This is a genomic window from Sorangium sp. So ce693 (genome assembly GCF_051521375.1).
Taxonomy (GTDB): Bacteria; Myxococcota_A; Polyangia; order Polyangiales; family Polyangiaceae; genus Sorangium; species Sorangium atrum.
On record NZ_CP150347.1, the window covers coordinates 9,568,168 to 9,581,700 of the forward strand.

The window sequence follows — 13,533 nt, forward strand, 5'->3', positions numbered from 1 at the left end:
CCGAGCGTGTACCACGATCAGTGCCAGTCGGGGTACGTCAAATCCTCGGCAGGCGCCATCCGGACGGTGAGCGCCGCGCTCGACCCGCTGGCCGAGGGACGGATCTTGATCTTCACGTCATAGCCGGCGCAGGCGTTGTGCTCCGCCTCCGTCGTCGCCGCGGCGTCGCAGGCGTCGAAGGCAGCTTGCAGCTCTGCGTCCACGTCGCCTTCGCGGCTGAACACATCCATGACATGGAATCCCGGGGAGAGCGGTCCCCCGAAGAGATTCGACCAGAAGCTGTCTTCCGCCATCTCGCTCTCGACGTACACGATCACATGGTCCTCATCGACGCCGAGCGAGGTGCCCTCCCCGGCCGAGGCCTCGTCGAGCGCCGCTTCGACGGTGGCGATGCCGACCCGGGTGTCCACGACGCCGAACTCGCTGAAATCGTTGAGCGCGCTCTCCGGCGGGGGCGCATGGATCGACAGCGTGAAGCTCGCGGGAAAGCTCCCGGTCACCGCCGTCTGGACGGGGAAGTTCTCGACATCGCCCTGGGTGTTCCAGACCAGCACGGCGTCGACCGGCCCCGTCGGCGCGACGTCGAGCTCATTGACGATCGTGCCCTCGACCGTCAGGAGCGCCTCGCCCGGATAGTCGGAGCCCACCTGGGGGTCGCCGCACGCGGCGAGCAGGAGCGGGAGCGCAAAAGAGACAATCGAACGATGCTTCATGACATCTCTCCTTGAGAAAAGAACAACGAGCCATGGTGAACGAGCAAACCAGCCATCCGCGAGAGGACGCCGCGCGCAGCGCGCGCCGTCACCGCCGTGGTGCGGTCGCGCCGCCGACGGAGCTCTCCTGGAGGCACGGCGGGACGCCTGCCGTTCGGTGCAGCGCGGCGCCCCAGAGGGCGCCCCGCCTTCGCTGGCCCCTTCGACATGGAGAGACCGCAGGGGTCCCGCTTTGGGCACGGCTCGACGTCGATTGTTCGCCTTCCAGCTTTGCTGTACTTTTTCCTCCCCATCACCCAGCCGAGCGACGCCCTGAAGCGGGCGCTCGCGCCGGTCGCCTCGAGCGCGAAGGGACGACGCACACCCACGCCTGAACCCCTCGCTCGACCCAGGACGGGGGATTGGAGAACAGCTGTTACGAAGTCCCGCGGCGGGCCGAGGTCGCTCACAGGCGTGCCGCCCGCCGGCCGTCGAGGCGGGTCGCCGGGCGCCGAGTTGTGATACTGCTCGTCTCCCCGGGGGGAGAAGGAACGCACCATGTCGGAGTCGAAGCTCGCCGCGCCGCAGATGGTCATCGACAGCCGTATGCTCTATTCGAGCTGGGTCCCAGCGGATCCGGCCGCCGCCGCGGCGCTCCTGCCGGACGGCATCAGGCCGGCGGAGAACAAGGCCATCTACATGAACCAGTACGTGGTCGACAAACCGGAGCAGACCTCCGGCTTCGGCGCCTATTCGCTCACCTACCTGGGGCTGGATCTCGCGGATCACACGACGCCCGACGGCGGGAGCCCGGCCCGGTTCTTCACGCACTACTTCAACTCCTCCGAGACGGTGCTCGGGTACGTGCGCGAGCGCGGCGTGCCGGCGTCGCCCGGGGCGACGACGCTCGAGCTGCACGGCAGAGAGCTCGTGGCGACCACCTCGGTCGACGGCGTGCCCATCATCCGGACCAGGGCGCTCGTCGGCAACAAGATCGCCGTGGTCGCGCGCGGCCACCTCGCCTACGTGACGAAGGTCGGCGGGCGGCTCGTCGCCGGCAACTACCCCTATATCGCGGACATGGCCGACCCGTACGAGCTCCTCGCCGCCGAGTTCCTCGCGAAGGATCATCCGGTGTACGCGCTGCGGCCCGGGAGCCCGATCCAGGTGGTGAAGACCGCCTCATGGTACTCGCCCCGCAGCTCCTTCGTGTATCCGGGCGGAGAGCGGGACCTCTTCTGACGGCCCCGTTCCCGGCCGCCCTTCGCTCCGGCGCGGCGCTCACCGCGGCCGACGCGGCAGCGCGTGTCGGGAGTTCACCGGGACGCCAAGGCCGCCAAGAGAGCCAGGATTTTCTCTCCCTGGCGTCCTTGCGCCGGATGGCTCGTATTCACTTCATCCGAGCACCAGAGCGCCCTCCCCTGTGAGCCCGTCGCCGCCATGGCGGGGCGAGCGGCCCTGTACCGATCCTGCCCGCGCCGGCGAGCGCGCGCACACACACACCGAAGGACAGGCCGCCAGGGTGGATTGGATGGGATCCCGCCAGAGCGCGCGATCGCGAAGGGAGAGAAGCCTGGAAGACCCGTGAGCGCCTGGTCCTCGATCGTCGCGCCGCGGGCGGCGACGGTGACCCGCGCGGCCCCGTCGTGCACAACGCGGCCCCGGGTACGTCGGTTGCTCCGAGCCCGTCCGCGGCCGGAGCCGGCCGCTCGTACAAGGGAGAGAACGAATGAATCGACTGATTCGACTCGGAGCACTCTCGGCCTTCCTGTCGCTCGTCCTCTGGGGCGGCAAGGACGTGGCGGCCGCTCCGATCCCCGCCGCGCTGAGCAGCAAGCAGCTCAAGGACCTGACGACCGCTGACGAAGACACCACGTGCCAGTCGCTCACGCCGAGCCTCGTGCTCACCAGGGAGGACACCTGCGAGTTCGTCGGACTCCTGTGGTCCACGGTCGGGCAGGAGTGCACCGTCGTGAGGGACAAGTGCCTGGCCGAGGGCCAGCAGCCGCCGGCGCGAGCGGACGATACGGCCACGGCGAGCTGTCTGCCGCCGGCCGAGACGCGCGCAGGCTGCACCGCGACGGTGGCCGAGTACGAGGCGTGCATGCTTGGGAACGCCGAGAAGGTCCGAGCGCTCAGCTGCGACTCCGCGACGAGCGCGCTCGAGGCCCCCGTCGCGGCGTGTGACGTCATCGCGCAGAAATGCCCCGATCTCGGCAACACCGACGACGGCCAAGACCAGGGCGAAGACCAGCCCTGACGCCGCCGCAAGGCGCGCCCCGCGGGCCCTCCGCCCGCCCCGGGCCGGCCGCGAGGCGCGCCGCGGCTACAGCGCAGCGCTCCCGATCTGCTGGATCGTCGCCTCCACCTGCAGCCGCTCTCGCTGCTCCGGAGACGACTGGATAAGCTCGTTCAGCTTGCTGTAGATGACATAGAGCTTTCCATCCCGGAGCACGCCGGTCGTCGGATAGACGTCGCCGAGCCGCTGGACCGCGCGCAACCTCGCGGTGCTCCAGCCGTCCTCGCTCGACAGCGAGAACGCGGCGTTCGACGCGACGCCGGCGGCCTGGTTCGCGACGACCACGAGATCCTTCTTCCCCACCAGGGTCAGCCCGTCTCCGCCCACGAACCGCTCGGCGACATCGACCCTGGAGAACCGCGAGGGGTCCGCGAGGGGCACCTTGAACAAGGTGCCATCGCTCTTCTTGACGACCAGCAAATAGCCATCGGGATGGACGACCACCCCGTTGAGGTTGATCCCATCGCCGGTGAATCGCTCGTCCCGCAGGAAGACGGCCGCGTTTCCCTGCGAATCGACCTTGTAGATGGTCGGCGAGAAGCTGTCGGTGACGTAGGCATTGCCGGCCGAGTCGAGGGCGATGCCGTTCACGAGGTGAGCGCCGGGGGACAGCGGCGCGAGATCCACGTAGTGGATGGCCTTGCCCGTGGAGAGATCGTAGACGCCCACGGCGGCCACGTTCTTCGGCCCCGCGGCAGACGGCTTGACGCTCGCGCCGAGATCGGAGCTCACCGCCCAGAGGCGCCCCCGTTCGACGTCCACGGCGATGCCGAGCACCGAGCAGAGGCGTGGGTCGTCGACGACACGGGAGACGCCGCCGTCGCCGTCCACCGCGTAGATCGCCCCCTCCCTGAACGAGCTCACAAGGAATTTGCCTCTGCTGCTGTCGAATTCGATCGTCTCCGGATACAGCGCCGGCCTGTGGACGGTGATGGGCTGTCCCGTGCGCTCCAGGGTGACGACCTCCGTGCGAGCGCAGCCGGCGGCCGTCAGCCCGATCGTCGCAACCGCGCACAGCGCCCGGGCGGTCAACCCCGCACGCGCCGAGCGCGCAGCCGTGCGCCGCGCGCTCGGCGTCCTGTTCATGATCGACATGTCAGCTCCTGTTCTGCTGAGGTATCCCCTCAGTTGCTTCGGAAATTCAGAGGGAGACGGGGAGACAGGGAGGGAAGTCTTCAAATACTCCCTGTTTCCCCGCCTCCCTGTTCAATTTCCCGCTGAAAATGGCTGCAAAACGAGGGGGATTCTCGGCCTGTTCTGGACAGGCTCGTGCGGTGTGCGGGGCGCGCTATCGAGGCGCGCTGCCGGACGCCCGCGGGCGCCTCTCCCACGTCGTCCATTCGTCGACGAATCGCTCCTCGATCCAGGCCTTCGCGGCGCGCGCGTGCCTCAGCTCCTGGCGCAGCTCGAGCACCAGAACGGCAGCCTGGGTGTCCTCGCGCTGCGCGTCGGGGAGGAGCAGCGCCTCCTCGAGACGCGCCTCGATCTCCTGCTCGCGGCGCGCGAGCTCGACCATCTGCTCGCTCGCAGCGGCCGCGTCGGGCGGCGATGCCGTCGCGTCGAGGGCAGCGCCGCGATCCCGCGCGAGCGCGTCGCCCGCGCCTGCCGCGAGCAGCGGCGGCCGCGCGCGCGCGACCTGGACGCTCAGGCCCGCAGCCATCACGCCGGCCGCGGCGAGGCTGGCGATGGCCCGCCGCCGGCCCCGAGGGCTCGGCGTGGAGCGCGCCCGGCTCCCCGCATGCAGGAGGCGCCTGACGCGCGGAAGGAGCGCGCCCGCCGAGCGCGCCATGGCCGGGACCAGCGCGCGCCGCGGGGCGAGCGACGCGCCCGACGCGACCTGGACCAGCGCGCGCGCCAGACCGAGGGGATCCCCCGTGAGCTCGACGGCGCGATCGTCACAGGCCAGCTCCGCTGTCTGGCGGAAGCGGGACGACGCCCAGTGCACGAGAGGATTCGCCCACAGGAGCGACTGCACGAGGCCGGCGGCCGGAAACCACAGCCCGTCGCGGCGCTCGATGTGCGCCAGCTCGTGCGCGAACACGGCGTCGACCTCGGCGTCGGTGAGGGCTGCGAGCCTCGCCAGCGGTATGCAGATCTCGGAGGCTCCGATCACGAGCGGGCTGCCGATGCCGGCGCTCTCCGTCAGCGCGACCCGGCGCATTCCGATCCGGGCGCGCAGCCGCTCCAGCCGCTGGAGCAGCCGCGCGTCTTGCACCTCCCTGCGCCCGCGGAGGCCACGCCACAGCAGCAGCGCCGACGTGGCGAACCGCAGCAGCCCCAGCGCGGCCGCTCCGGCCGTGCACGCAGCGAGCAGGCTCCACCCCGGGCTTCCCCCCGCGCGCCGCGCCGGCGATGCGGCGCCGGCGCTCTCCCTGGTCGAACCGCCCATCTCCGGCGCGGCATCGAGGACCGCCGGCGCGGGAGCGTCCTCGAGCGACAGGACAGCGATCTCTCCAGCAGATGCGGTGTCCCCGGGCGCGCGCTCGAAGCCCCATGACATCGCCGCCGCGAGCAGCAGCGTCGCGAGCGGACCGAACAGCGCCATCTTCCAGAGCAGGTGCCGCGTGGCGGACGAGAGGGATCTGCGGCGAGCCAGGAGCGCCGCCGCCCCGGTCCACACCGCGGCGTGGGCCGAACAGGTGAGCAGCAGCGCCAGCCAGAGGGCCGCCATGCCGGACCAGGCGCCCGGCCCTGCGAGCAGGTGGAGCGCCAGGATCACGCGCCTTTCTCCTTGATCAGCCGCTGCATCTCCTCGAGCTCTTCAGGGCTGAGCTGCTCCGACTCCAGGAGCTGCGCGGTGAGGGCCGACGCCCTGCCGCCGAAGAACGAGCGGAGCACGCGGTGGAGCACGCCCCTCGCCGCCTCTTTCTGGTCGACCGACGCGCGGTACACGAACTGCCTGCCAGACCGCTTGCGCTCCACCCACCCCTGCTGGCTGAGCCGCTGCAGCAAGGTCGCCACCGTCGTGGGAGCGAGCTCCCGCCCGTCCTCCGCCATCGCCGAGACGACCTCCCCGACGGAGCCTTCCCCGACGGCCCAGAGGGCCTTCATCACCGCGAGCTGCAGATCGGTCAGCGCTTCGGTTCCCACGACGACAAGTGTCGTTCATGGGCGACCGTTCGTCAACTACAAATGTAGTCGACCGAGTTCCGGGGGGAAGGCCGCGGCGATCCCGGGCCCGGGTCGGGCCGCGCGCTACGTCGGCAGCTCCTCGAACTGGGGGAAGGCGTCCGTGATCTGATGCCAGGGCGCCCTCGAGCCGACGTAGATGTGGTGATCGGGCCCCTTCGTCGGCGCGCCGTCGAGCGTGCCGAGCTGCACGTGAGCGAACCGCTGCTCGCGGACGACGTCGTACACGGGCGAGAAGCACTGCTTGCAGAGGCAGCGGTACCCGTCCTCGGACTCGCCGACCCGGAGCAGGTGCTCCCGCCCTGCGGTGACGCGGAGCCTGTCGATCTCGATCCCGCCGACGGCGGCGCAGGCGGCGCCGGTGCGCCTCCGGCACCTCGAGCAATGGCAGTAGAAGGCGTAGCCGAACGCGTCGTCGACCTCGAAGCGCACGGCACCGCAATAACAAGCTCCGTTCAACATGGCCCGTCTACCTCTCTCGAACGCGGCGCTGGAGAGCGCCGCTCTGGCTCCCTCGAACGCGGCGCCTGCGAGCGCCGCTCTGGCTCCCTCGAACGCGGCGCCTGGGAGCGCCGCTCCGGCCCTCGCGCCCCCTCACCCGTCGGGGAACGGGATGAACTCGATGTCGTCGCCCGGCACCGTGGGGAAGCGCCCGGCCTTCCAGTCCTGCTTCGCCCGCTCGATGCGCTCCGGCGAGCTCGAGACGAAGTTCCACAGGATGTGGCGGTCGCCGTCGAGCGGGGCGCCGCCGAGGAGCATCACGCGGCTCTGCGAGAGCGCGCGGAGCGCAGGCCGCGCTCCGGCGCGGAACACGAGCATCGTCCCCTCCCCGAAGCGCTGGCCCTCGCAGCCGACCGACCCGTCGATCACGTAGGCCGCGCGCCCCGCGTGCTCCTCGGGCAGCGGCAGCGTCGCGCCCGCGTCGAGCTCCGCGTGCACGTAGAGCGTCGGCGACACGACGCCGACCGGCGAGCGCGCGCCGTAGGCCTCCCCCGCGATCACGCGCAGCACGGCGCCGTCCCGGGTGACGACGGGGATCGTCGCCGCCGGGTGGTGCTCGAAGCGGGGCGCGTCCTCCTCGTGCTCCATCGGCAGCGCGAGCCAGCACTGGACGCCGTGGAGGTGCGTCTCGTGCGCCAGGTCGCCGCGCTCGGAGTGGACGATGCCGCGCCCGGCGACCATCCAGTTGACGTCGCCCGGCCGGATCGGCTGCGCCGTGCCGAGGCTGTCGCGGTGGAGGATCTCCCCCTCGAACAGGTACGTCAGCGTCGCGAGCCCGATGTGCGGGTGCGGGCGCACCGAGATGCCCTGTCCCAGCGCGAAGCGCGCAGGGCCCATGTGGTCGAAGAAGACGAACGGGCCGACGAGCCGGCGACGGACCGACGGCAGCACGCGCCGCACCGAGAAGCCGCCCAGATCGCGGGAGCGTGCGTCAATGACGAGCTCGATGGCCTCGGTGGGCGAGTCCACGCAGGCGGGTTCATGGTCGGCATAAAGGCTCATCGGGGGGGCTCCTTCGCAGCGCTGGGCGGGGGTGCGCGGGGCGTCGCCTCGGTCCAGCGATCGCTACCCTAGCCCAGGACGAGCTCCGGATGTGTAGCGGCTCGTCGCCCAGGTTGTTGCGTGGCTGCGTGTGAGGTGGCGCCAAGCCGCCCGGGGGCCTGCCATGAGCGCGGAACCAGGGAAGTTCTTGGGCAACGATTTCGTGGTGGCGAACCGGCGCGCTCCGTCGCATTTGCCCCGATCTTGGGGGCACCAGACCACCGATCGTCCCTGTGGGAGGGCATGGCCCCAACCCGGGCCCAATCGCCGACACCCGGGCATGGAGAGCCGGCGCCGACCGACCACTCGCCTCGGGCCGCCATCGTTGCCTCGCTCGCCGGCTTCCGGAGCCGTGCCGTAGCGCTCGGGGATGAAAAGGCGGTCCGAGTCGTTCACGAGGCGATCGGGCGGCTGCTCAGGCCGCCTGTGGCACCGGAGGTGCGCAAGCTCGCGCTGACACGAACTGGCGTGCCGCGGCTCAGCACGCGAGCGCGCTGGCTGGGTGAAATTGTGAATGCTCACAGCAGCGCGCACCTCGCTAGCCGAGCGGCAGGCCGGTCGATCGAAGTTGACACCGGACATGTGAGCGCTCACAGTGTCGACCGGTCGTCATGCTTTTGCTTCGCTCCGGATGGGCCGTCATGCGCATCCAGGAGACGGTCATGAAGTAGCGATCGGTCATGTTGCTCGCGGCTGGGCTCGCTGTCCTGGCCAGCGGTGACCGTGGCTGAAGCAACGATCCCAGCGGTGGTGGGACCCCGGTGCAGCCGGCAGCGGAGGGAACCCCGGAAGCGACCCGACGTATCCCGCCCAGCAGCAAGCCTTTCCCGGGGGGCTGCACCACGAACATTCTGGTTGTGTTGCACGGCAACGCCAGCTGCTCGATGATGGTGTGGCTACTGCTCGTGCGCTTCATTGTCCTGTCGGAGCCTGCAGGCTGTGCGTGAAGGGGGCCCGTTCGATGCATGCACAAGTTTGATACAGCATCACTTTTCCAGGAGTGAGGCAGCTCGAATAAGGTTCTCTACGCCGACCAACGTGCAGCATGGCGGTACGATGGGACGGCCGCTGCGAGGGGCTTGATCTCCGCGTCTGGATCTCCTGGCTCCCGGCACATCGTCCATCTCACTCCAGCTTTTCGAGCGCGCTCGCATGCTCAGCGCGGCCGGCGCGGCCCGCTGGTCGCAGGCGATTTTCGACGAGTTTCGCACGAGATTCGCGCGCCTGGCGCGCCGGGCGATCGCGTCCGTCAAGGACTCGGCCCCATGTCGGCGTCAAGCCACCATCGTGACTCCGCATCTGAGCTTATCGCACCTTCATGAGGATCAGGTCCCCTCGCGATGCACAATCGGCTTGACGGACCTGCCAGCCCAGAACAATAGATACCCCCTTCGCGCTGCCTGGCGCGCGCGAACTGAACTTATCCACTCTGCGCGCATCTCGGCAATCATCCGCAGCGGCAATGGCCAGCGCGGCGGCCCGCTCGGGAGCCTTGAGCGTGCGGCGAGCGACCCCGACCTGCGCAGGGGCAGCATTGAGCAGTGAGAAGACTCCAGCTTCACTTACTTGATATAACGAGGAGAGCAAGATGAGATTCGGAACCAAGCAGAGCTTGCTTGCGGCGGCGACGGGCGTCCTCGCCGTGTCGTGCGTCATCGGCCCCGAGGAGGCGTACGACGCCGAAATCGAGGAGAAAGGCTCGCTTGAGAGCGCCATCACGATCGATACGAGCGCGGTCTACACGATCGTCGGCGTCCAGAGTGGAAAATGCGTGCAGGTGGCTGGAGGCAGCACCGCTGATGCAGCGGCCATGCAGATCGCCAGCTGCAACGGCTCGACGCGGCAACAGTTCCGCATGGAATCGGCAGGCGGCGGCTACTATCGCATCCGCAACGTCAACAGCAACCGTTGCATGGACGTCACGGGCGCCTCCACCAGCGACGGTGCGGCCATCCAGCAATATTCCTGCTGGACCGGGACAAACCAGCAGTGGTCGTTCACGGACGTCGCCAGCGGCGTCGTGCGCCTCACCGCGCGCCACAGCGGCAAGTCCCTGGACGTCTACGGCCGCGGCACCGCGGACGGCACCGCCGTGATTCAATGGGCGTCGAACGGCGGCACCAATCAGCAATTCCGACTCACACCCGTGGGCTCGGGAACCGGCGGCACGGGCGGCTCCGGCGGCACGGGCGGCACAGGCGGCACGGGCGGCTCCGGCGGCTCCGGCGGCTCCGGCGGCACGGGCGCCACCGGCGGCTCCGGCGGCTCCGGCGGCACAGGCGGCACGGGCGGCTCCGGCGGCACGGGCGGCTCCGGCGGCACGTGCACCGCGTCACAACCGACTGGTCGAAACGTGTCGGGGAGCGGCCCTCACAGGGTGGTCGTCGAGACGAATTCGGACCCGGGCATCAACCAGGGCACTATCTTTCGTCCGGCGGATCTCGGTGGAGGCGCCAAGTATCCGATATTCGTCTGGGGGGAGGGCGCATGCTCGCGAGACGGGCTCGCGAATCAAGCGGCCATGGCCGAAATTGCCTCGCATGGCTACTTCGTGGTGGCGGACGGGACACCGGTCAACAGCCAGCCCAACCGCGACCTCGGGAGCGGAGGCGAGGTGCTGCGCGCCTACGTCGACTGGGTGATCGCCCAGAACGAGAAGCCTTGCAGCGCCTACTACCAGAAAATCGAAACCACGAAGGTCGCCGCGAACGGCTTCTCCTGCGGGGGCTTGATGGCGGCGGGGACTGCTGCAGATCCCAGAATGACGACATGGGGACACACGAGCAGCGGCTCTTTCTCGGCGAATCAGTCATTCTACAACTCGATTCACACACCCGTATTGATCGTCACCGGCACCGCGGATAGCCTGGGTGCGAACGCGAACGGAGCGAGAGACTTCGCGAACATCGCCGCCTTGGGTGATATCCCGGTCATGATGTTCGCCAAGGTCGGCGCGGATCATGGGGGCGATCTGTGGGCCCGGAACGGCGGCGAGTTCACTCAGGTCAACCTGGCGTGGCTCAACTGGTGGCTCAAGGGCGACGAATCGGCCACCGGCAAGGGCATGCTCGTCGGCCCGAGCTGTCGCTTCTGCACCGACAGAACCTGGCAGGTCTCTTCTGCCAATCTGCCCTAGGGCAGTTTCACTTACTTGATATGATGAGGAGGACAAGATGAGATTCGGAACCAAGCTGAGCTTGCTTGCGGCGGCGACGGGCATCCTCGCCGTGTCGTGCGTCATCGGCCCCGACGAGACGTACGACGCCGAGATCGAGGAGGCAGGCTCGCTCGAGGGCGCCATCACGATCGATGCGAACGCGGTCTACACGATCGTCGGCGTCCAGAGTGGAAAATGCGTGCAGGTGGCTGGAGGCAGCACCGCTGATGCAGCGGCCATGCAGATCGCCGGTTGCAACGGCTCGACGCGGCAACAGTTCCGCATGGAATCGGCAGGCGGCGGCTACTATCGCATCCGCAACGTCAACAGCAACCGTTGCATGGACGTCACGGGCGCCTCCACCAGCGACGGCGCCGCCGTCCAGCAATATTCCTGCTGGACCGGGCAAAACCAGCAGTGGTCGTTCACGGACGTCGCCAGCGGCGTCGTGCGCCTCACCGCGCGCCACAGCGGCAAGTCCCTGGACGTCTACGGCCGCGGCACCGCGGACGGCACCGCCGTGATTCAATGGGCGTCGAACGGCGGCACCAATCAGCAATTCCGACTCACACCCGTGGGCTCGGGAACCGGCGGCACCAGCAGCACCAGCAGCACCAGCAGCACCGGCGGCTCCGGCGGCTCCGGCGGCTCCGGCGGCTCCGGCGGCTCCGGCGGCTCCGGTGGCGGCGGCGGCTCCGGTGGCGGCGGCGGCTCCGCCGGCACGCGCAGCGCCGGCTGCGGCATTCCCACCTCCCTCACCAGCGGTAACCGCACCATCAACGTCAACGGCACCACGCGCCAGTACGTGCTCGACATTCCGGCGAACTACGACCCGAACAAGGCGTATCGGCTGGTGTTCGGCTGGCACTGGCGCGGCGGATCGGCCAACGACGTCGTGAACAACGGGTACTATGGGCTCAAGGCGCTGGCGAACGGCAGCGCCATCTTCGTCTCGCCGAACGGCATCGACAACGGCTGGGCCAACACGGGCGGGCGCGACATCGCCTTCGCCCGCGCCATGGTCGACTCCCTCAAAGCCAACCTCTGCGTCGACACGAGCCGCGTCTTCGCGACCGGGTGGAGCTTCGGGGGGATGATGTCGAACGCGCTCGGCTGTGATATGCCCGACGTCTTCCGGGCCATCGCGCCGATGTCCGGCGCCCTCTACAGCGGCTGCAACCAATCCAACACCCAGCCCGTCGCCGTCTGGATGTCGCACGGCCTGTCCGACAGCGTCGTCCCTGTCTCGGACGGAAGGGCGGCGCTCGACGTCTTCGTCCGCAAGAACGGCTGCAGCACCGCGACGACCCCCGTGGGCCCCAACTCGTGCGTCGCCTATCAAGGGTGCCGGGAGGGATACCCGGTGCACCGCTGCGAGTTCCCCGGTGACCACCAGACACCGAGCTTCGCGAGCTCGGCCATCTGGAGCTTCTTCACGCAATTCTGACCTCGCGCCCCGCCGACGCGGCGGCTCGGACAGCGGCAGACGCGCCCGCCCGAGCCGCCGCCAGGGAAGAGGGAACCGTAGCCGCCCAGCATGGCCTTGAGTCCCGCGCCGAAGCCGGGGCGTTCGAGCGGCGCGGGCCCCGCGGGCGGGCTCTGCGCGGGCGCGTTGGCTCTGCCGGCGCGCCCCCCTCGACGCTCGCGAGGGCCACACCATGTTCACGACGATGCTTCCTCCCAGCTCGACCGACGCCGCCCGAGTCCACCGGTTCGGCGGCCCCGAGGTCATCACCATCGAACAGGTGCCGGTCCCGCTGCCCGGCCCGGGCGAGGTGCTGGTCCGCGTCGCGGCGGCCGGGGTCGGGCCGTGGGACGCCTGGATTCGTGCCGGCAAGAGCGTGCTGCCCCAGCCGTTGCCGCTGACGCTCGGCTCGGACCTCGCCGGTGCCGTGGTCGCGGTCGGCCCCGAGGTGACTGGCCTCGCGCCGGGCGCAGCGGTCTTTGGCGCCGCCAACAGGCGCTTCACCGGCGCGCAGGCGGGCTATGCCGTGGCGCAGGCGTGCAGGGTGACGCGCAAGCCTCTCCGGTTCGACGACGTGCAGGCCGCCTCCGTGCCGGTCATCGCCGTCACGGCGTGGCAGGCGCTGTTCGATCAGGCCCAGCTCGAGGCCGGACAGACCGTGCTGGTGCACGGCGCGGCCGGCAGCGTCGGCGCGTACGCGGTGCAGCTCGCGCGCCGGGCCCGCGCCCGTGTGATCGCGACGGCCTCGGCCAAGGATCGCGACTTTGTCCGCAGCCTCGGTGCGGACGTCGTCGTGGACTACCGGAGCGAGCGCTTCGAGGATGCCGCCAAGGCCGTCGATGCCGTCATCGACCTCGTCGGTGGCGACACGCAGGCGCGGTCCTTCGCCGTGCTCAAGCCACGTGGCACCCTGGTCTCGGCGGTGTCGCCCCCTGATCAGGAGGAGGCCGCCCGCCGCGGCGTGCGGGCAAGCTTCTTTCTCGTCGACGTCACGACGGCGCACCTCGACCGCATCGCCGCCCTGCTCGACGCGGGCGAGCTCTCGGTCGACATCGGCGCCGTACTCCCGCTCGCCGAGGTCCGCGACGCGCATGAGATGCTCGATGGCATCCGCCCCCGCCCGCGTGGCAAGATCGTCCTGGCCATGGCGCCTGCTCGCTGAGGTCCCGCTCGGCGCCCACGTCGGCGAGGGCGGCAGCGTCGCCCCGGGCCAGCGCCTCGCAGGGCGCGCCGCGCGGAGCCTCGCGCG

General features: G+C 69.9%; 11 protein-coding genes. 5 read left to right on the forward strand and 6 right to left on the reverse strand.

Going from position 1 to position 13,533, the window contains the following annotated elements; all coding sequences use genetic code 11:
• Positions 1-17: 17 nt before the first annotated feature.
• Entirely contained in the window at positions 18-713 is a 696-nt protein-coding gene (locus tag WMF14_RS35740) for a hypothetical protein (RefSeq protein ID WP_437793462.1), read from the reverse strand.
• 537 nt (positions 714-1,250) lie between these two features.
• Here WMF14_RS35740 and WMF14_RS35745 point away from each other — a divergent pair.
• Both WMF14_RS35745 and WMF14_RS35750 read left to right on the forward strand, forming a co-directional pair.
• Complete coding sequence (locus tag WMF14_RS35745; protein WP_437793463.1) at positions 1,251-1,934, forward strand: hypothetical protein; 684 nt, start codon at positions 1,251-1,253, stop codon at positions 1,932-1,934.
• A gap of 487 nt (positions 1,935-2,421) precedes the next feature.
• Complete coding sequence (locus tag WMF14_RS35750) at positions 2,422-2,952, forward strand: hypothetical protein (RefSeq protein ID WP_437793465.1); 531 nt, start codon at positions 2,422-2,424, stop codon at positions 2,950-2,952.
• A gap of 66 nt (positions 2,953-3,018) precedes the next feature.
• Here WMF14_RS35750 and WMF14_RS35755 read toward each other — a convergent pair whose 3' ends face one another.
• The 5 genes from WMF14_RS35755 to WMF14_RS35775 form a co-directional block, all read right to left on the reverse strand.
• Positions 3,019-4,086: a hypothetical protein gene (locus tag WMF14_RS35755; protein WP_437793467.1), complete on the reverse strand. Its 1,068-nt coding sequence runs from the start codon at positions 4,084-4,086 to the stop codon at positions 3,019-3,021.
• 193 nt (positions 4,087-4,279) lie between these two features.
• Positions 4,280-5,710: a M56 family metallopeptidase gene (locus WMF14_RS35760; RefSeq protein ID WP_437793469.1), complete on the reverse strand. Its 1,431-nt coding sequence runs from the start codon at positions 5,708-5,710 to the stop codon at positions 4,280-4,282.
• Complete coding sequence (locus tag WMF14_RS35765) at positions 5,707-6,081, reverse strand: BlaI/MecI/CopY family transcriptional regulator (protein WP_437793471.1); 375 nt, start codon at positions 6,079-6,081, stop codon at positions 5,707-5,709. The genes WMF14_RS35760 and WMF14_RS35765 overlap by 4 nt, the downstream gene beginning before the upstream one ends.
• Before the next feature lie 105 nt (positions 6,082-6,186).
• Positions 6,187-6,582 carry a GFA family protein gene (locus WMF14_RS35770; protein ID WP_437793473.1) on the reverse strand — a complete coding sequence of 132 codons (396 nt, stop codon included), beginning with the start codon at positions 6,580-6,582 and terminating at the stop codon, positions 6,187-6,189.
• 132 nt (positions 6,583-6,714) lie between these two features.
• Entirely contained in the window at positions 6,715-7,623 is a 909-nt protein-coding gene (locus WMF14_RS35775) for a pirin family protein (protein WP_437793475.1), read from the reverse strand.
• A 1,627-nt stretch (positions 7,624-9,250) separates the two neighbouring features.
• Between WMF14_RS35775 and WMF14_RS35780 the strand changes: the two genes are divergently transcribed.
• From WMF14_RS35780 to WMF14_RS35790, 3 genes are all read left to right on the forward strand, one after another.
• On the forward strand, positions 9,251-10,798 hold the full coding sequence (locus tag WMF14_RS35780) for an RICIN domain-containing protein (RefSeq protein ID WP_437793476.1): 1,548 nt from the start codon (positions 9,251-9,253) through the stop codon (positions 10,796-10,798).
• 37 nt (positions 10,799-10,835) lie between these two features.
• On the forward strand, positions 10,836-12,266 hold the full coding sequence (locus tag WMF14_RS35785; protein ID WP_437793478.1) for an RICIN domain-containing protein: 1,431 nt from the start codon (positions 10,836-10,838) through the stop codon (positions 12,264-12,266).
• A gap of 211 nt (positions 12,267-12,477) precedes the next feature.
• A complete protein-coding gene (locus WMF14_RS35790) occupies positions 12,478-13,446 on the forward strand; it encodes an NADP-dependent oxidoreductase (protein WP_437793479.1) in 969 nt (322 codons plus the stop codon).
• The last annotated feature ends 87 nt before the right edge of the window (positions 13,447-13,533 follow it).

Coding starts and splice junctions, on each gene's coding strand:
- WMF14_RS35785 (WP_437793478.1), top strand. CDS start 10,836: ATGAGATTCGGAACCAAGCTGAGCTTGCTTGCGGCGGCGACGGGCATC.
- WMF14_RS35780 (WP_437793476.1), top strand. CDS start 9,251: ATGAGATTCGGAACCAAGCAGAGCTTGCTTGCGGCGGCGACGGGCGTC.
- WMF14_RS35740 (WP_437793462.1), bottom strand. CDS start 713: ATGAAGCATCGTTCGATTGTCTCTTTTGCGCTCCCGCTCCTGCTCGCC.
- WMF14_RS35750 (WP_437793465.1), top strand. CDS start 2,422: ATGAATCGACTGATTCGACTCGGAGCACTCTCGGCCTTCCTGTCGCTC.
- WMF14_RS35745 (WP_437793463.1), top strand. CDS start 1,251: ATGTCGGAGTCGAAGCTCGCCGCGCCGCAGATGGTCATCGACAGCCGT.
- WMF14_RS35770 (WP_437793473.1), bottom strand. CDS start 6,582: ATGTTGAACGGAGCTTGTTATTGCGGTGCCGTGCGCTTCGAGGTCGAC.
- WMF14_RS35790 (WP_437793479.1), top strand. CDS start 12,478: ATGTTCACGACGATGCTTCCTCCCAGCTCGACCGACGCCGCCCGAGTC.
- WMF14_RS35775 (WP_437793475.1), bottom strand. CDS start 7,623: ATGAGCCTTTATGCCGACCATGAACCCGCCTGCGTGGACTCGCCCACC.
- WMF14_RS35755 (WP_437793467.1), bottom strand. CDS start 4,086: ATGTCGATCATGAACAGGACGCCGAGCGCGCGGCGCACGGCTGCGCGC.